The following is a 17,442-nucleotide window of genomic DNA, read 5'->3' on the forward strand; positions in this document are numbered from 1 at the left end:
CACTGGACCTTTTTCAGCGAGGAAGGGGCCGGCAGGCCCGAGTGGGGACGTGAAGTCCCAGCTTGTCTAGCGCGGCGTCACGCCCCGGATCCGCTCGGACCGACGCCGCAGCAGTTCGACCGTGGTCAGCAGCGCGATGGAAAAGATCACCAGCAGCGTCGCCACGGCCAGGATCGCGGGGCTGATCTGCTCGCGTATCCCGTTCCACATCTGCCGCGGGATGGTCTGCTGTTCCGGTCCTGCGATGAACAGCACCGCTACGACCTCATCGAACGAAGTGACGAAGGCGAACAGCGCGCCCGAGATCACGCCCGGCAGGATCAGCGGCATGGTCACGCGGAAGAAGGTGGTGCGCGGGTTGGCCCCCAGCGACGCCGCCGCCCGGTTCAGCGACTGGTCGAAGCCCACCAGCGTCGCGGTCACGGTGATGATGACGAAGGGGATCCCCAGCGTCGCGTGCGCCAGGATCACGCCCAGATAGGTGCCCGCCAGCCGCCCGCAGTTGGTGGGCAGGCCGAAGACGCCCAGCATCTCGCAAGGGTTCGAATAGAAGAAGAACATCCCCGTCGCGGTGATGATCAGCGGCACGATCATGGGCGAGATCAGGATCGCCATGATCGCCCGGCGGAACGGCATCTCGGGGCGCGACAGGCCAAGCGCGGCCAGCGTCCCCAGCACCGTCGCCACGATGGTCGAGGCCACCCCGATGATGATCGAGTTCTTCGCGGCCTTCACCCAGTTCGCGTTGTGCCACACATCCGACCAGAAGGCCCAGCCTGTGGCGTCCGGGTTCTGCATCCCGAAGGTCAGCAGGCTGCGATACCAGCGCAGGCTGTATCCCTCGGGGTCGAAGGACAGCATCCGGTCGGTAAAGGTGAAATAGGGCTCGGCGTTGAAGGACAGCGGGATGATGACCACGATGGGCGCGATCAGGAAGAAGAAGATCAGCCCGCAGATCACCAGATAGGCATAGTGCCAGATGCGCTCCAGCGGGCTTGCATAGGTCGGAACAGCCATGGATCACCCCAGCTTCAGGTTGTCGATGCCGACCATGCGGTCATACACCCAGTAGAGCAGCAGGACCGCGCCCAGCAGCAGCGCGGCAAGCGCGGCGGCCATCGACCAGTTCAGCGTATCGGTCATGTGCATCGCGATCATGTTGGAAATGAGCTGGCCCGAGGATCCGCCGACCAACGCGGGCGTGATGTAGTAGCCCACGGCCAGGATGAAGACCAGAAGCGCCCCTGCCCCCAGCCCCGGCAGCGTCTGCGGGAAATAGACCCGGCGGAACGCGGTCCAGCTTGTCGCGCCCAGGGACCGCGCGGCGCGGACATAGGACGGGTTGATCGTCCGCATCACGGAATAAAGCGGCAGGATCATGAAGGGCAGCAGGATATGGGTCATGGCGATGATCGTGCCCGCCTGGTTATAGATCATCTGCAGCCGCCCGCCGCCCCCGATCACGCCCAGCCAGACCAGGATGTCGTTGATGACGCCCTGCTGCTGCAACAGCACCATCCAGCTTGTGGTCCTGACCAGAAGCGAGGTCCAGAAGGGCAGCAGCACCAGGATCATCAGCAGGTTCGACTTGCGCATCGGCAGCGTGGCCAGCAGATGCGCGATGGGAAAGCCCAGCACAAAGGTGGTGGCGGTGATGACCAGCGACAGCCAGAAGGTGCGCATGAACAGCATCACATAGACCTGCTGGCGCGGCTCGACCTTCTCGATGCTGCCGTCGTCGGCGCGCTTGCGGTCCACGGCGGCCAGGTAGAAGTTGCCGGTGACGGGGCTTGACGCCTCGCGCATGGCGGACCACAGCCGGGGGCTGCCCCAGTCCTTGTTGATGTCCAGCAACGCGGCCTGATAGGGCGGCTCAAGCCCGCGCCGCACCTGCCGGCCGGTCGAGGTGAACAGCGATCGGGTGCCCGGCACGTCATAGTTGATGCGGGTGCCGACCACGCCGATGGTGCGCCCCTCGGCCGCGGCCTGCAGGTCGGCGGCAAGCGCCGCCCAGGCGGCCTCGTCGGGGTCGGTTCCGCGCGGGTTTTCGGCGAACCATTGCGACAGTTGCGGCATGTTGGCCGAAAAGCCGTCGTTATAGAAGGACCGCTGCAGCATCTGCCCGATCGGGACCACGAAGGTGATCAGGATGAAGGCCAGAAGCGGCAGCACCAGCAGAAAGGCGCGACGGCGGGCCAGCGATTGCGACCGCGCCAATGCGCGCACCAGCGGCCTGCCATCGGCGGTCCGCAAGGCCCCGTCGGTCAGGCCGGTGGCCGTGGTCGCAATGGCGGCGTGCGGATCAAGAGCGTTCGCCATGTATTCCCCGTAGGTTCAGGGCCGCCGTCCCGCAGGTCAGGACGGCGGCGGTCGTCTGGATTCAGGAACCGGCCAGCCAGCTGTTGAAGCGTTCGGACAGTTCCGCATCGTGGTCGGCCCAGAATTCCGGGTCGTCCACGACGGCGGTTTTCATGTTGTCCGGCGCGGTCGGCATGTGCGGCGCCATCTCGGTCGTGCCGTCCTGGTACATCCCGACCAGCGGGGCCGAGGATTTGCGCGCCGGGCCATAGGCGATGTATTTCGCCTGATCGGCCAGGGGCTGGGTTCCGGTCGCGAACTTGACATATTCCAAGGCGGCTTCGGGATGGGGGGCGTCCTTGGGAACCACGAAGGCGTTGATCTCAAGGTACTGCCCATCCCAGATCACGTCGAAGGGCTTGCCCTCGCCCACCATCGCGTCGAAGATGCGGCCGTTATAGACGGTGGTCATGGCGACCTCGCCATCGGCCAGCAGTTGCATCGGCTGTGCCCCGGCTTCCCACCAGACGACATCGCCCTTGATCGTATCCAGCTTGTCGAAGGCCCGGTCAACGCCCTCGGGCGTGGACAGCGTGTCATAGATCTGGTCCGCCCCCACGCCATCGGCGATCAGCGCCAGATACAGCGTCCGCTTGGGCGCCTTGGGCAGGCCGCGCTTGCCGGGGAACTTGGCCGTGTCGAAGAAATCCGCAGCCGTTTTCGGCACTTCGCCCTGGAACTTCGTCTTGTCGTAGCCGATCACGGTTCCCCAGACGATGTTGCCCACCGCGCAATCCGAAAGCGATCCGTCAACAAAGTCCTCGGCAGCGGGGGTTCCGTCGGCGCCGGCGGGCAGGTCGGCCGGATCGAACTCCATCAGGGCGCCTTCGTCGCACATGCGGATCGCATCGGCCATCGCCACGTCGAAGACATCGCCGGTGACGTTGTTCGCCTCGACCTGCGCCTTGAGCGGCGTCGCGGGGTCGTCGGCGGCGATCATGTTGGTCTTGATGCCGGTCTTTTCGGTAAAGGGCTTGTTATAAGCCTCGACCTGGCTGACCTCGTAGGCGCCGCCCCAGGACACGACATTGACCTCTTGGGCGGTTGCCGCGAAGGCCATGCCCGCAAGGGCGGTGGATAGGACCAGAATGGTTTTCACGTTCTTGTTCTCCCGTTGACGAATGGGGCCGCGCCCCTTGGTCTTGGCCCCTTGCGGGGCGGGTTGTTCCCGACCCTTCGGGCCAGGCGGAACGGATGTCCCGCCTTCCCCGTCCGGTCAGCCGGCGAGCCAGCTGTTGAACCGCTCGGTCAGTTCGCTGCCATGGTCGGCCCAGAAGCCCGCATCGTTCACAAGCGCACGTTCGGCGTTTTCCGGCGTCGTCGGCAGATAGGGCGTCATGTCGGTGCTGCCGTCCTTGTAGGTGCCGACGCTGGGGGCGGCCGATTTCCGCGGCGGGCCATAGGCGATGTATTTCGACAGATCCGCCTGCCGCTGCGGGTTCGAGGCATAGGCGATGAATTCCATCGCGGCCTCGTGGTCAGGCGCCCCGCGCGGCACAACCCAGTAGTCCATGTCCAGGTTGGCGCCGTCCCAGACGAAGGCGAAGGGCTTGCCCTCGCCCACGATGGAATCGAAGATCCGGCCGTTATAGGCCAGCGTCATCGACACCTCCTTGTCGGCCAGCAGTTGCGGCGCCTGGGCCCCGGCTTCCCACCAGACCACCTGGTCCTTGATGCTGTCCAGCTTGGCGAAGGCGCGGTCAACGCCTTCATCGGTGGACAGAACCTCGTAAACCTGGTCGGGGGCGACGCCGTCGCCCAGCAGCGCGAATTCCAGCGCGTATTTGGGGCGCTTGATGATGCCGCGCTTGCCCGGAAACTTTTCAAGATCGAAGAAATCCGCGACCGTAGTCGGGGCCGCGTCGGGGAAGGCTTCGGTGTCATAGGCGATCACCGTGGACCAGACCATGATCGCGGTCGCGCATTCATGCAGCGCCTGCGGCAGATAGTCGTCGGCCGCCGCCGATCCGTCCGCGCCCGGCTGCAGGATCGCCGGGTCGATCGGTTCGATCAGCCCTTCGTCGCAGAGCGCGATCACGTCGGACTGTTCCACGTCATAGATCGCGCTGGTGACATTGCCCGCCTCGACCTCGGCCTTCAGCTTGGCGGGGGGATCGTCATTGTCCACCATCGTGGCAGCGATGCCCGTTTCCTGCGCGAAAGGCTTGACCAGCGATTCGTTCAGCGCCTGGCCGAAGGCGCCGCCATAGGTCGTGATGTTGATCGAGCGGTCCTGCGCCGTGGCGGCGCCTGCCGCCAGCAGCGTCAGCGCCGCCCCCGCGATCAGTCGTCCTGTCATGTTTCCCTCCCCCGTTCTGTTGATGGGGTGCCGCAGCGATGCGGCACCCCTATGGTTCAGGTCAGCTGGCCAGCCAGCTGTTGAAGCGCTCGTTCAGCTCGGCATCGTGATCGACCCAGAAATCCAGGTTCGAGCCGAGCGCGTTGGTCATGTTCGCCTCGGTCGTGGGCAGGTTCGGGCCCATCGGCACGTCCGATCCCTCGACATTGCCGACCAGGGCGGCGGCGGAGCGGCGCGGGGGGCCATAGCTGATGAATTCGGCCGCACGGGCCTGCGGCGCGGGCGAGGTCGTCCAGGCCACGAACTTCAGCGCATCCTCAAGGTTCTTGGCGCCCTTCGGCACGACCCAGCCTTCCATCTCATAGATCTGGCCGTCCCAGATGATCTTGAAGGGCTTGCCCTCGTCCTGGGCCGCGTTGAAGATCCGGCCGTTGAAGGCATAGGCCATCGTGACCTCGCCATCGGCCAGCAGTTGCGGCGGCTGCGCGCCCGCTTCCCACCAGATCACGTTGTTCTTGATGGTGTCGAGCTTGGCGAAGGCGCGGTCCACGCCTTCGGGCGTGCCCAAGGTTTCATAGACTTCGGCGGCAGGCACGCCATCCGCCATCAGGGCCAATTCCAGGTTGAACTTGGCGCCCTTGCGCATGGTGCGCTTGCCGGGGAATTTCTCCAGGTCGAAGAAATCCGCGGGCGTCGTGGGCTTGGCGTCGGGGAACTTGCTGTCGTCATAGGCCAGGACCATCGAATAAACGTCCGTGGCGACAAAGCAATCCGTGACCGCGCCGTCGATGAAGTCGTCCGCCGCGGCGGTCCCGTCCTCGGCCGCGACCAGGATGGCGGGGTCGATCTCCTCCAGCAGCCCTTCGTCGCACAGGCGCACTGCGTCGGCATATTCGACCGATGCCACGTCGGTGGTCACGTTGCCCGCCTCGACCATGGCCTTGATAGGCGTGGCCGGGTTGTCGGCATCGGCCATCGTCACCTTGATTCCCGTCTCGGCCTCGAAGGGCTTCACATAGGCTTCGCGGTGGCTGTTGCCATAGGCGCCACCCCAGGACAGCAGGTTCACATCGGCCAACGCGGGACAGGCGATCAGGCCAAGCGCGGTGGTAAGGGCAAGCGTCTTCTTCATCTATGACTCCAACTGCAGGGACATGCGGCATTCGCCGTCATTCTTGGCCCGCAACATGCGGGCGCCGCGCGGAACCTCAGACGGGATCCAGCGCGCGGGCATCGGCCGGATGCCAGCCGATCCTGATCTGCTGGCCCGGCTCCAGCCGGGTCTGGCCGATGGTATTGCGCATCTTCATGACAAAGTCGGCGCTGCCCGCGACCTTCAGCCGGGCGCGCAGGATGTCGCCCATATAGATCACGTCGCAGACCTCGGCGCCGATCATGTGGGCGCCGGGAGGCATCATCTCGGGCTTGAACTCGACCCGCTCGGGGCGGATGGACACCAGCGTCTGCTGGCCCTTGGCGGTCACGTTCACGGGGGTGGCGTCGATCAGCTCTCCGGTCGCCAGACGCACCAGGGCCTTGTCGCCCGACAGTTCCTCGACCGTGCCGGGCAGCTTGTTGTTCTCGCCGATGAACTGGGCGACGAAGCTGTTTTCGGGACGTTCGTACAGGTCGGCGGGGGCGGCAAGCTGCTGGATCCGGCCGTCGTTGAAGACCGCCACGCGGTCCGACATGGTCAGAGCCTCGCCCTGGTCGTGGGTGACGTAAACCACCGTGATTCCAAGGCGTTCGTGCAGGTGCTTGATCTCGAACTGCATGTGTTCGCGCAACTGCTTGTCCAGCGCGCCCAGCGGTTCGTCCATCAGCACCAGTTCCGGGTCGAAGACCAGGGCGCGGGCCAGGGCGATGCGCTGCTGCTGGCCGCCCGAAAGCTGCGCGGGGCGGCGGTTGGCGAACTTGCCCATCTGCACCATGTCCAGCGCGCGGGCGATGCGGGTTTCGCGGTCGGATTTCGACATGCCCCGGACTTCCAGCGGGAAGGACAGGTTCTCGCCCACGGTCATGTGCGGAAACAGGGCATAGTTCTGGAACACCATGCCGATGCCGCGCTTGTGCGGCGGCACCTGGTTGATCGGCCGCCCGGCCAGACGGATTTCCCCATGAGTCGCGGTCTCGAAGCCCGCAAGCATCATCAGGCAGGTGGTCTTGCCGGACCCTGACGGCCCAAGCATGGTCAGAAACTCTCCCTTGCCGATGGACAGGTTCAGGTCTTTGACGACAAGCGTCTGTCCGTCATAGCTTTTCTGCACATGTTCAAAGGCGACGAAGCTATCGCCGTGGCGGTCGTCCAGCAAAAGGCGCTCCCCCTGTTTCTGGTTTTCGTTGTTCAGCGCCTCCGCACGTTAAGCCCGCGCTTGGCATCAGTGCAACACCGTTTGCGACATTTCTGGGCCTCCGGGAGTCGCTTCCATGCGCCGGACGCCGCAGCCCGAGCAATCGGCATCCCTGCCGCAACCCCGGGCAGATCACGACGGGCGCAAGGGCGGGCGCAAGGGCGGGCCAAGGGCGGGGCTTGTGCCTTTGCAACCCTGCCGCTAGCGTCCCGGCCAACGCGAATCCGCGGCCGGTCAGGCCGTCATCCCATCGGAAGGCCGCCCATGCTGGACGCTGCCCTGCTGTTTGCCGCCGGGCTGCTTGGCGGAATGCTGAACGCGGTCGCTGGTGGCGGCACCTTCATCACCTTTCCCACCCTGGTCTTCATCGGCATCCCGCCGGTGGCGGCCAATGCCACCAGCACCATCGCCGCGCTGCCGGGCTATCTGTCGGCGGCCATCGCCTTCCGGGACGACATCCGCGGCATCCACGACGCGCCCTTCCTGCGGCTGACGGCCTGGGCGATGATCGGCGGGGCCATCGGCAGCGGGCTGCTGCTGGTCAGTTCGAACAAGGCCTTCTCGGCCCTGGTGCCCTTTCTGCTGCTGGCGGCGACGCTGGTCTTCTATTTCGCCGATGACGTGCGGCGGGCGGCGTCGCGGTGGCGGTCGGTGGTCACGCCCTTCGGCCTGGGCATCCTGCTGCCCGTCGCGATCTATGGCGGATATTTCAACGGCGGGCTGGGCATCGTGCTGCTGGCGGTCTTCGCCATGTGGGGCATGACCGACCTGCACGCGATGAACGGGCTGAAATGCTGGCTGTCCTTCGCGCTGTCGGCGGTGGCCTTTGCCGTCTTCGCGGCGGGCGGCGCCGTGGCCTGGGGGCCGGCCGCGATCATGGCGGCGGGCACCATCGCGGGCGGCTATGCCGGTGCGCCCCTGGCCCGGCGCATCCCGCGCCACATCCTGCGCCTGCTGATCGCCGCCATCGGCTTCGGCATGACCGCGATCTTCTTCTGGCGTCTCATTCAAGGAGCATGAACATGAGCGACATCAAACGCATCGAGACCGGCCCGCGCATGAGCCAGGCGGTCATCGCAAATGGTATCGTCTGGCTGGCGGGCCAAGTGGGCGAGCCGGGCGCGTCGGTGGCCGACCAGACCCGCGTGGTGCTGGAACAGGTGGACCGCCTTCTGGCCGAGGCCGGGACCGACAAGACCCGCATCGTATCCGCCCAGATCTGGCTGGCCGACATGGCGGATTTCGCGGAAATGAACGCCGTCTGGGACGCCTGGGTACCGCAGGGCCACACCCCTGCCCGCGCCACGGGCGAGGCGAAGCTCGCCACGCCCGACTACAAGGTCGAGGTGATCGTCACCGCGGTCCTGTAACCGCCCGCAACACGGACCGGGCCGCCCGCAGGCCCGGCGCCTCGCCCCCCTTGCCCAGCCGGTCCATGGTCAGGTCCATCGCATCCAGTTGGGCCTGCCGGGCCACGTCATCCTGCAGGATGCGCAGCAGCGCCTGCGCCATCGGCACGGGCTGGCAGTCGCGGCCCAGGAACTCGGGCACGGCACGCGTGTCGCTGACCAGATTGACCAGCGTCACCGTATCGGTCTTGAGCAGCATCCCGACCAGAATCCGGCTCAGCGGCGCCATGTCATAGCCGATCACCATCGGCACCCGGTTCGCCGCCAGATCCAGGCTGACCGTGCCCGACGCCGCCAGCGCCAGATCGGCGGCCGCGAATGCCGCGCGCTTGAGGTCGGCGTCCTCGACCACCAGGGGCCGGACAGGCCATTGCGCGGTCAGGTGGCGCACCTGACCCGCAACGCCCGGCACGGTCGGCAGCACCACCTGCATGTCGGGCACATGATGGCGCAGATCCGCCAGCGCCTCTCCGAACCGGGGCAGCAGGCGCGCGACCTCGCCCCCGCGCGATCCGGGCAGGCACAGGACCACGGGGCTGTCGGGCGCGATGCCGTGGCCCGCGCGAAACAGCGCGGCGTCATCGGGACCGGAGACGGGGGCGGTGGCGATGGGGTGGCCCACGAAATCGCAACTCATGCCCGCCGCCTGCATCAGGGGCGGCTCGAAGGGCAGGATCGCCAGCACGTGGTCGATCACCTCGGCCATCTTCAGCGCCCGCCCCGGCCGCCAGGCCCAGACCGAGGGCGCGACGTAATGGATCGTCCGCAGATCAGGCCGTTCCGCGCGAGCGGCGCGGGCCACGCGTAGGCAGAAATCCGGGCTGTCGATGCCGATCAGCGCGTCGGGGTTCTCGGCCACGACGCGGGCGGCGGTTTCCGCGATGCGGCGTTTCAGGTGGCGGTATTTCGGCAGCACCTCCCAGATGCCCATGACGCTCAGCTCCCCCATGGGGAACAGGCTGTCCAGCCCCTGGGCCGTCATCGCCTCGCCGCCGATGCCCACGACTTCCACGTCGGGGACAAGCTCGCGCAGCCCCGCCATCAGTGCCGCGCCCAACTGGTCGCCCGAGGGCTCGCCCGCGATCAGGAAGAACTTCATGCGAGTCACCCCGTTGCTGATGTCCTGTGGGTATTTGTGCAAAGAAGAAGCCGGTTTCTTCTTTGTCTAAATACCCGAAACCGGCATCGCCCACAAAAACAACCCCGCCGTTTCCGCGCGCCGGATGGCCTCGTCCCGGTCCAGCAGGATCACCCCGCCCGCCTGCCACGCAATGCCCGCCAAGCCTGCCGCGGCGGCCTGGGTCACGCTGTCGGGACCAAGCGTCGGCAGGTCGATGCGCATGTCCTGGCCGGGCTTCGGGGCCTTGAAGAACACGCCCTTCGCGCCCTTGGGATTGGGCCGCAAGCCCGCATGGCGGGCGGCGAATTCCAGCATCGCCTCGGTCCCCGGCAGGGTTTCGATGGCAAGACACTGGCCCTGCGCCACCACGTTCCCCTGCCCCACGTCCAGCGGCCCCAGCGTCGCGTGGATCAGCGCGGCCCGTTCCGCATCGCGCCGGTCGGCGGCGGAAGGCTCGCCCGCCAGCACCCCTTCGCCGGGGATCAGGCCGGGCGCGACATCGGCGACCGAGGCGATGGCCAGCCCGTGTTCCTGAAACACATCCAGCACCGCGCGCAAGGCACCGTCGTCGCCCGACTGCATCGCCATCATGATGCGCGGCACCAGTTGCGCGGTGCGGTTGTCGAAGAGTTCGGGGTCAAGGCGCGGGCGGCGGATCGCGCCGGCGAAAATGACGCGCGACACGTCCTGATCCAGCAGGCTGTCCAGAAACGGCACCAGCCGCTCCAACCGGAACGGTTGTGCCTCAACCCCCTCGGGCGCGAAGCCGTCAAGGGCATAGACCAGCGGCGCGTCCAGCGCGGCGATGACGGCGGGGGCAAGCGCGCCCTGGCCCGCGATGACGGCGGTGCGGCTCATGCGGGTTTCGGGGTCAGGAAACTGCGGTCGGAGGGGCCGAGGATGAAGTCCAGCACGTCGCGAACCATGCCCCCCGTCTCGCCTTCGGCCAAGTGGCGGGCGGTGTCGCGAAAGCTGCCGCCGCCCAGCTTGTCCAGCATCTCGCGCAGTTCGACGATATCGGCCCGGCTCGCGCCCCGGCGCTTCAGGCCCACAAGGTTCAGCCCGTCCAGATGCCCGCGCGGGCCCTGCACCAGGCCGAAGGGGATCACGTCCGCCGTCACCATCGTCACCGCGCCGATCATCGCGCCGCGGCCGATGCGCACGAACTGATGCACGCCCGACAACCCGCCGACGATCACGTCGTCGTCCAGGTGGCAATGCCCGGCCAGCGAGGCGTTGTTGACCAGGATCACCCGGTCGCCCAACTGGCAGTCGTGTCCCACATGGCAGCCCGCCATGAACAGCCCGTCATTGCCAACGCGGGTGACGCCGCCCCCGCCCTCGGTGCCAGGGTTCATGGTGACATATTCGCGGATGCGGTTGCGCGCACCGATCTCCAGCCGCACGTCCTCTCCGCGAAACTTCAGATCCTGCGGCACCTCGCCGATCGAGGCGAAGGGAAAGACCACCGTGCCCTCGCCGATCGCCGTGTCGCCCGCGATGGCGACGTGGGATTTCAGGACCACCCCGTCGGCCAGCCGCACCCGTGGTCCCACCACGCAGAAGGGACCGATCTGGACACCCGCACCGATCTGCGCGCCGTTCTCGATCACGGCGCTAGGGTGGATCAGGCTGTCAGCCATCGGTCTTCAGCGCCATCATGGCGGTGAATTCGGCGGATGCGCAAAGCTGGCCGTCCACCAGGGCGCGGCCCTCGAACTTCCAGATCTTGCCGCCGCCGCGCAGGGCCTTGCAATGCAGTTCCAGCACGTCGCCGGGCACCACCATGCGGCGGAACTTGCACTTGTCGATGCCCATGAAATAGGTCGCAAGCGGCTTGTCGATGATGTTCATGCTGACGCCCACGATCACGGCCGAGGTCTGGGCCATCGCCTCGACGATGGTGACGCCAGGCATGACGGGCTCGTCGGGGAAGTGGCCCTGGAAATGCGGCTCGTTGCTGGTGACCATCTTGACGCCCACGCCGCCCTCATGGGGCACGATGTCGCGCACCTTGTCGATGAACAGGAAGGGATAGCGATGCGGGATGATGCGCTTGATCAGCGACAGGTCGGCCTCGGTATAAGGGGCGGGGGCGCGCGTTTCTTCGGCCATGGGCGTTCCTTCGGGACGTTTCTTCCCGGTTAGCAATGCCTCTGCCACTTGGCAAGCCGGTCAGGCGGCCCCGGCCCCGCCCTTCGGCGTCCGCCCGCCGCCCATGCGCCCCTCGCGCAGCCAGCCGGTCAGGATCAGGCCCGCCACCAGAAGAAGCCAGGCCCAACCCGGCAGCGGCCTGCGTTCCAGCCCGGTGACGGACGCCGCCTCGCGCGGGGTAACGGCGATCCAGTCGCCCAGGCCCGCGCGGCCATGGGCGGTCCGCCCCGGCGCGACGGTGCGCAGGTCGGGGATGCCGTCCGACAGCGCGACCACGCCGCCGCCGGTGGCCTGGACCAGGGGGGTCAGCGCGGCAGCATCGGCCACGGTCTGCTCGAATTCGCGGGGCGCAGCGGGGCCAAGGGCCAGCACGCGGCGCAACTCGCCATCGGCCAGCCGGTAAAGCCCCGGTTCCGGCGCGGTCCAGTCGGCGGTGAAGCGGCCCGGCCCGGCGGGGGTCAGCGGCACTTCCTCGGTCCCGCCATCGGGGCGGGTCACGACCAGCGGTCCGGCGTCATCTGACATGGTGCGTCGGGTGAAGCGCACGCCCAAGTCGCCCGCCACATCGGCCAGCAGCGCCTCCTCCTCAAGCTCGGGCTCCTTCATCGACCAATGGGCGATGCGGCGCAGCAGCTCCAGTTGCGGCCCGCCCCCTTCAAAGCCGCGCCCCCAGAGCCACACCTGGTCCGAGGTCAGCAGCGCCACCCGCCCCTCGTCCACGCGGTCGAGGATCAGCAGCGGCTGGTCGTCCACCCCCGTCATCGCCACCTGCGCGCCGGGATCGGGCGTGACCGTCGCCATGCGCAGCCAGCGGCCCCAGGTGGGATCCTCGCCCTCGCCGCCCGGCAGTCCGGCGGTGACGGGGTGGCGCCGCCCGTCTTCGGTCAGGCGCGGCAGATAGGGTTGCTCCAGCACTTGGCCCGTCGGGCGCGCGGGCAGGATGCGGCCCAGGGGCGAGAGATAGAGGCTCTCGACCCCCGCCATTTCCGGCCCGGCAGAGACCAGGATCGCGCCGCCCCCTTCGACGTAGCGGGCGATATTGCCGTAGTAATCGGGCGGCAGGATGCCCCGCACGCTGTAGCGGTCGAAGATGATGAGGTCGAAGTCCTCGATCCGCTCCATGAACAGTTCCTGGGTCGGAAAGGCGATCAGCGACAGTTCGTTGACCGGCACGCCGTCCGACTTGTCGGGCGGGCGCAGAATGGTGAAGTGGATCAGGTCCACCGCAGCATCCGATTTCAGCAGGTTGCGCCAGGTCCGTTCGCCCGCGTGCGGTTCGCCCGAGACCAGCAGCACCCGCAGCCGGTCGCGCACGCCGTTGATGCTGATGGCGGCGGCATTGTTGCGGTCGGTCAACTCGCCCCCTTCGGGCGCGTCAAAGCCGATCTGCACGACATTCTGGCCCGCATGGTCCAGCACCAGCGGCAGCGTCAGCGACTGGCCCAGCGGCACGGCCACCACCTGCTCATCCTCTCCGTCAAGGGACAGGCGCAGGTTGACCGATCCGGTCCGCGCCTCGGGCGGAACGGCGCCCTGGTCCTCGATGCGCAGGCGAATCGTGACTTCCTGGTCGATCAGGCCAAAGGCTGGGGCTTCCTCGATCACCAGGCGGCGGTCCCAGTCCTGGGGGCGGCCGGTCAGCAGCACATGCACCGGCGCAGGCGCGGTCGCGGGCAGCATCGCGGGATCGTGCAGCCGCCCGTCGGTGACGGCGATGACGCCCGCCAACCGGGTTTCGGGTTCGGCGGCGATGGCGCGGGCCATTTCCGTGGCCAGCAGGGTGCCGTCGTCATTGTCGCCCACCGTCACGCGGCGCAGTTCGGTGTTCGGCAGCGCGGCGATCTGGCGGGTCATGGCATCGACCGCAGCCTCCGCCTGCGCGGTCCGTTCCGGCAGGGTCTGGCTGGCGGATCGGTCGTCGATCAGGATCACGATGTCGGACAGGCCCGACCGGCTGCCGATCTCCAACGCCGGACCGGCCAGGGCCAGCGCGGCGGCCATTCCCGCCAGTCCGCGCCAGGCCCAGCCCCGCAGCCCGCGCCACAGCGCGAAGCCCGCGACCAGCAGGGCAAGCGCGGCCAGCACGGCAATGGCCCACCAGGGCAGCAGGGGATCGAAGCGCAACTGGGTCACGGGCCAAGCATCTCCTCGGTCCGCATCCGGTCCAGCAGGGCGGGAACATGCACCTGGTCGGATTTGTAATTGCCCGTCAGCACATACATCATCAGGTTCACGCCGAACCGATACGCCATCTCGCGCTGCTGCTCGCCTTCCCACCCCCGGCCGATGGGATAGGCGGGAAAGCCGTTCTCGTCCACGGCCCAGGCCTCGGCCCAGGAATTGCCGCCGATCACCACGGGGCTGACGCCGTCGTTCAACTGCCGGAAAGGCACGCCCTCGGCAGCCTCGGCCCCTGCGGGGGGCGCTTCCAGCCAGACCGGATTGCCCTGCCAGCGGCCCGGAAAATCGGCCAGCAGATAGAAGCTGCGGGTCAGGACATGGTCCTGCGGGATCGGCGCCAAGGGCGGGATCTCCAAGGGCGAGGCCAGCGCCTGCAGCGCCCCCGACATGTCCGGCCCGCCCACGCCCGCGACATCGCCGTCGCGCGTGTCGAAGAGGATCATGCCCCCCGACCGCATGAAGTGATTGAGCCGCACATAAGCTTGGGGCGAGGGCGCCGGCTGCGTGTCGGTGATCGGCCAATACAGCATCGTCAGCACCGACAGGTCGTCGCGGTCGAGGTCGATGGCGACAGGTTCCCCCGGCTCGACCGAGGTGCGCTGCGCCAGCACCATCGACAAGCCGCGCAGGCCCTGGCGCGACGCCTCGTCCACGCGCGCGTCGCCCGTCACGACATAGGCCAGCGCGACCTCATTGGCCGCGCGGGCGAGTTCCGGGTTCACCTCCTGCGCGGTGGCAGGTGGCGAGTGCTGGACCAGCAGCGCCAGCAAGACGGCAGCGGCCACCCGCCCGCCCCGCGCGATCGCGGCGGACCCAAGCGCATCCGCCGCCAGGATCAGCGCGGCCAAGGCCAGCAGCAGCCCCTTCAGGTCGCGCCCGCTGGTGGTGCCGACGGCCTCGACCGTGGCACCGGGCCAGTCGGCCAGGGCCAGCGGCCCGCCCGCGTTCAGCGCCACCCGCCGTTCGCCCGCCGCATAGATGCCCGCCGGGCGGTCGGGACCGGGGCCAAGCGCCAGATCGGCGGCGGCTACCGGCGCCAGCCCCTCGGCGGGCGAGGCCCGACCAAAGCCGTCCAGCACGGTTTCCGGCGTCCAGAAGGGCTGCTCGCGGTCGTCCGCCGCTTCCTCGGTGGGTGAAACGCGGGCGGTCTGGACCAGCCGGTCCAGCATCTCCACGAACAGGCCGGAAATCGGCAGGTTCGACCATTCCGCATTGGCGGTGACATGGAACAGCACCACCTGCCCCTGCCCCGCACGGGCGCGCGTGACCAGGGGCGTGTTGTCCGTCAGCGCGGCCAGGGTCTTTTCGGCCAAATCGGGCGCGGGCTGCGCCATCAGTTGCGCGCGGATCGTGACCTCCTCCGGCGGGATCAGACCGGCGAAGATGCCATCCGCCGCGAAGGGCCGGATGCCGCGCGGATCCCCCCAGGACAGCGCGCCGCCGATGTCGCGCCCGCCCTGGCGCAAGGCGACGGGGATCAGGGGTTCGTCCTGCAAACCCTCGAAGGCGGCCATGCGGGGACCGGCAAAGCGGATCAGCAGCCCGCCGTCGTTCACCCAAGCCGTCAGATCATCCGCCTCGGCCAGATCGACCTGATCGGCCAGCACGATCACGTCGGGCGCGGCGTTCAGCACATCGCCAAGCCCGCCTTCGACCAGATCGGTCGTGGGCGCCAAAGCCTGGCGCAGATAGTGGAGTTGCGACAGAAGCTCCTGCCCCTCGGCCTGGCGGTCGGCGTCGCCCACCAGCCCGACCTTGCGGCGCTTGACCCGGTCGTCGGCCAGCACCACCGCGCCCGCATGGGCCTCGCCCTCAATCTGGAAGCGGGTGATGCGGTTGCGCAATTCGGGCGGCAGGTCGATGGCCGTGGGGCGGGTGCTGATCCCCGCGGCGGTCGCGGCGTCACCGGGTGTCAGGCGGGCAAGCTCGCGTTCCACGCCCTGCGGGTCGGGGCCGATGGCAAGGATCGCGGGCGCGGCCTCATCACTCGCAGCCAGCGTCAAGGACGGCGTGTCGCCCGCGTGCAGCGACAGCGACCGCACGGCGCGGGTGGGCGGGACAACGGTGACGGGGCCACGATCCACCAGCGCCGACAGCCAGGCGGCGCGGTTGGGACTGTCCAGCCCGTCCGTGATCCACAGCGTTTCAAGCGCACCGTCCGGCACCCCAGCCAACGCCGCCGCAGGATCGCCGGGCAACCCGGTCGCCCAAGACACCGGCTGCGCGGCGCGCAACCCCGCCAACAGCGTATCGGCGGGGGCGAAGGGCAGCGCGCCGGGCCGGTCGCGGCCGTCGGCCAGAAGCAGGGCGGCAGGGCGGCCCTCGGCTGCGGCATCGGTCAGAGCAGCCTCGGCCCGCGTCAGGCGGGCAGGCCAATCGGGGGCGGCGGACCAGCCCGCGTCAAGGATCACCAGCAGCGGCCCGGTCTGGCCCGAGGCGACCACCGGCTTCCAGCTTGGCCCCGCGAAGGCCAGGATCAGCGCGGCCACGGCGGCAAGGCGCAAAAGCAGCAGCCACCACGGCGTCCGCCGGGCAACGGGCACCTTGTCCACCAGCCCGCGCAGCAACGCCACGCCCGGAAAGGCCACAAGGCGCGGCGCGGGCGGCATGGCGCGCAGGATCACCCACAGCACCGGCAGCGCGATCAGCGCCACCAGCACCCAAGGGGCCGCGAAGCCTATGGGACCAAGCATCAGCATCAGCCCGCAAGCACCTGATAAAGCCAGCTTAACGCCGTGGCGGGCGGGTGGCCGGTCGAATGCTGCCCAAAATGCCAGCCCGCGCCCATCGCCCGCTGGCGCAGCCAGTCGCGGCGTTCCGCCAGCCGCGCCAGATAGGCCTCGCGCAGCCCCCCCGCATCGCGGCTGTCATGGCGGACTGCCCCCGACAGCGAGCGGAACAGCACCGCGCCGGTCCAGGGAAACGCCTCCTCGTCCGGGTCCAGCACCTGCATCAGGACGCCCGTGACACCCAAGCTCGCCGCGCGGGCCAGAAGGCCATCGACCCAGGCCGGATCGTCCAGGAAATCCGACAGGATCACCAGCCGCTGGTTCGGGCGCAGATGGTCGGCAGAGGGCGCATCGCCGTCGCCATCCCGCGCGCGCTGCGCCACGATCTGTTCCGCCAGCCGGTCGGCCTGCACGCGCCCCGCACGGGCGGGCTGGCCCAGCAGGCCCACCTTCTCGCCCCCGCGCAGCAGCACCATTGCCAGCGCCAGCGCGAGCAGTTGGGCGCGGTCCCCCTTGGTCGGGCGGTCCGGCGCGCCGGAATAACCCATCCCCTGCCCGGCCGAGACCCACAGCCCCACGGCCTGCGCCGTCTGCGCCTCTCGGTCCCGCACGAATTGCGCATCCGAGCGGGCCGACCTGCGCCAGTCGATGGCGCGGGCGGTGTCGCCTTGGCTTGCCGGGCGGTATTGCCAGAAATCCTCGCCCGGACCGCCGCGCCGCAACCCGTGGGCACCGGGCGCGACCATCGCGGCCAGGCGTTCAGCCGACAGGATCAGCGCGGGCAGATGGGCGCTTGCCGATTGCGCTTTTGCGCGAAGGTCGGCGGGGTTTCGGGTCAAGG

15 protein-coding genes are annotated in these 17,442 nt (G+C 68.4%); 2 read left to right on the forward strand and 13 right to left on the reverse strand.

Annotated elements, in window-relative coordinates:
* Positions 1-66: 66 nt before the first annotated feature.
* The 6 genes from AAIL68_RS05740 to AAIL68_RS05765 form a co-directional block, all read right to left on the reverse strand.
* Positions 67-1,017 (reverse strand): ABC transporter permease, encoded by a 951-nt coding sequence (locus tag AAIL68_RS05740; RefSeq protein WP_347138632.1) that lies wholly within the window; start codon positions 1,015-1,017, stop codon positions 67-69.
* 3 nt (positions 1,018-1,020) lie between these two features.
* A complete protein-coding gene (locus AAIL68_RS05745; protein WP_347138633.1) occupies positions 1,021-2,319 on the reverse strand; it encodes an ABC transporter permease in 1,299 nt (432 codons plus the stop codon).
* A 61-nt stretch (positions 2,320-2,380) separates the two neighbouring features.
* On the reverse strand, positions 2,381-3,457 hold the full coding sequence (locus AAIL68_RS05750; protein WP_347138634.1) for an ABC transporter substrate-binding protein: 1,077 nt from the start codon (positions 3,455-3,457) through the stop codon (positions 2,381-2,383).
* 117 nt (positions 3,458-3,574) lie between these two features.
* Positions 3,575-4,657 (reverse strand): ABC transporter substrate-binding protein, encoded by a 1,083-nt coding sequence (locus AAIL68_RS05755; protein WP_347138635.1) that lies wholly within the window; start codon positions 4,655-4,657, stop codon positions 3,575-3,577.
* 61 nt (positions 4,658-4,718) lie between these two features.
* On the reverse strand, positions 4,719-5,789 hold the full coding sequence (locus tag AAIL68_RS05760; protein WP_347138636.1) for an ABC transporter substrate-binding protein: 1,071 nt from the start codon (positions 5,787-5,789) through the stop codon (positions 4,719-4,721).
* A 76-nt stretch (positions 5,790-5,865) separates the two neighbouring features.
* Positions 5,866-6,969 carry an ABC transporter ATP-binding protein gene (locus tag AAIL68_RS05765; protein WP_347138637.1) on the reverse strand — a complete coding sequence of 368 codons (1,104 nt, stop codon included), beginning with the start codon at positions 6,967-6,969 and terminating at the stop codon, positions 5,866-5,868.
* Positions 6,970-7,272: 303 nt separating this feature from the next.
* On the opposite strand from AAIL68_RS05765, the gene AAIL68_RS05770 reads away from it, so the two are divergent.
* Both AAIL68_RS05770 and AAIL68_RS05775 read left to right on the forward strand, forming a co-directional pair.
* Positions 7,273-8,028 carry a sulfite exporter TauE/SafE family protein gene (locus AAIL68_RS05770; RefSeq protein ID WP_347138638.1) on the forward strand — a complete coding sequence of 252 codons (756 nt, stop codon included), beginning with the start codon at positions 7,273-7,275 and terminating at the stop codon, positions 8,026-8,028.
* A 2-nt stretch (positions 8,029-8,030) separates the two neighbouring features.
* A complete protein-coding gene (locus tag AAIL68_RS05775; protein ID WP_347138639.1) occupies positions 8,031-8,378 on the forward strand; it encodes a RidA family protein in 348 nt (115 codons plus the stop codon).
* Here the strand turns inward: AAIL68_RS05775 and lpxB are convergent.
* The 7 genes from lpxB to AAIL68_RS05810 form a co-directional block, all read right to left on the reverse strand.
* On the reverse strand, positions 8,362-9,516 hold the full coding sequence (lpxB, locus tag AAIL68_RS05780; RefSeq protein WP_347138640.1) for a lipid-A-disaccharide synthase: 1,155 nt from the start codon (positions 9,514-9,516) through the stop codon (positions 8,362-8,364). The genes AAIL68_RS05775 and lpxB overlap by 17 nt on opposite strands.
* Positions 9,517-9,582: 66 nt before the next feature.
* Positions 9,583-10,395, reverse strand: coding sequence for a UDP-2,3-diacylglucosamine diphosphatase LpxI (lpxI, locus tag AAIL68_RS05785; protein ID WP_347138641.1), 813 nt, complete (start codon positions 10,393-10,395; stop codon positions 9,583-9,585).
* On the reverse strand, positions 10,392-11,180 hold the full coding sequence (gene lpxA, locus AAIL68_RS05790; RefSeq protein ID WP_347138643.1) for an acyl-ACP--UDP-N-acetylglucosamine O-acyltransferase: 789 nt from the start codon (positions 11,178-11,180) through the stop codon (positions 10,392-10,394). The genes lpxI and lpxA overlap by 4 nt, the downstream gene beginning before the upstream one ends.
* On the reverse strand, positions 11,173-11,652 hold the full coding sequence (gene fabZ / locus AAIL68_RS05795; RefSeq protein ID WP_347138644.1) for a 3-hydroxyacyl-ACP dehydratase FabZ: 480 nt from the start codon (positions 11,650-11,652) through the stop codon (positions 11,173-11,175). Before fabZ ends, lpxA begins: the two co-directional genes overlap by 8 nt.
* Positions 11,653-11,712: 60 nt before the next feature.
* Positions 11,713-13,824 (reverse strand): hypothetical protein, encoded by a 2,112-nt coding sequence (locus AAIL68_RS05800; protein ID WP_347138645.1) that lies wholly within the window; start codon positions 13,822-13,824, stop codon positions 11,713-11,715.
* Positions 13,821-16,571 (reverse strand): DUF4159 domain-containing protein, encoded by a 2,751-nt coding sequence (locus tag AAIL68_RS05805; protein ID WP_347138647.1) that lies wholly within the window; start codon positions 16,569-16,571, stop codon positions 13,821-13,823. The genes AAIL68_RS05800 and AAIL68_RS05805 overlap by 4 nt, the downstream gene beginning before the upstream one ends.
* The gene (locus tag AAIL68_RS05810) at positions 16,571-17,440 is read right to left on the reverse strand and encodes a DUF58 domain-containing protein (protein ID WP_347138648.1); all 870 of its coding nucleotides are present in this window, start codon (positions 17,438-17,440) and stop codon (positions 16,571-16,573) included. The genes AAIL68_RS05805 and AAIL68_RS05810 overlap by 1 nt, the downstream gene beginning before the upstream one ends.
* Between the last annotated feature and the right edge of the window lie 2 nt (positions 17,441-17,442).

Source organism: Paracoccus sp. SSK6, from assembly GCF_039770665.1.
In the GTDB taxonomy this organism is placed as follows: domain Bacteria; phylum Pseudomonadota; class Alphaproteobacteria; order Rhodobacterales; family Rhodobacteraceae; genus Paracoccus.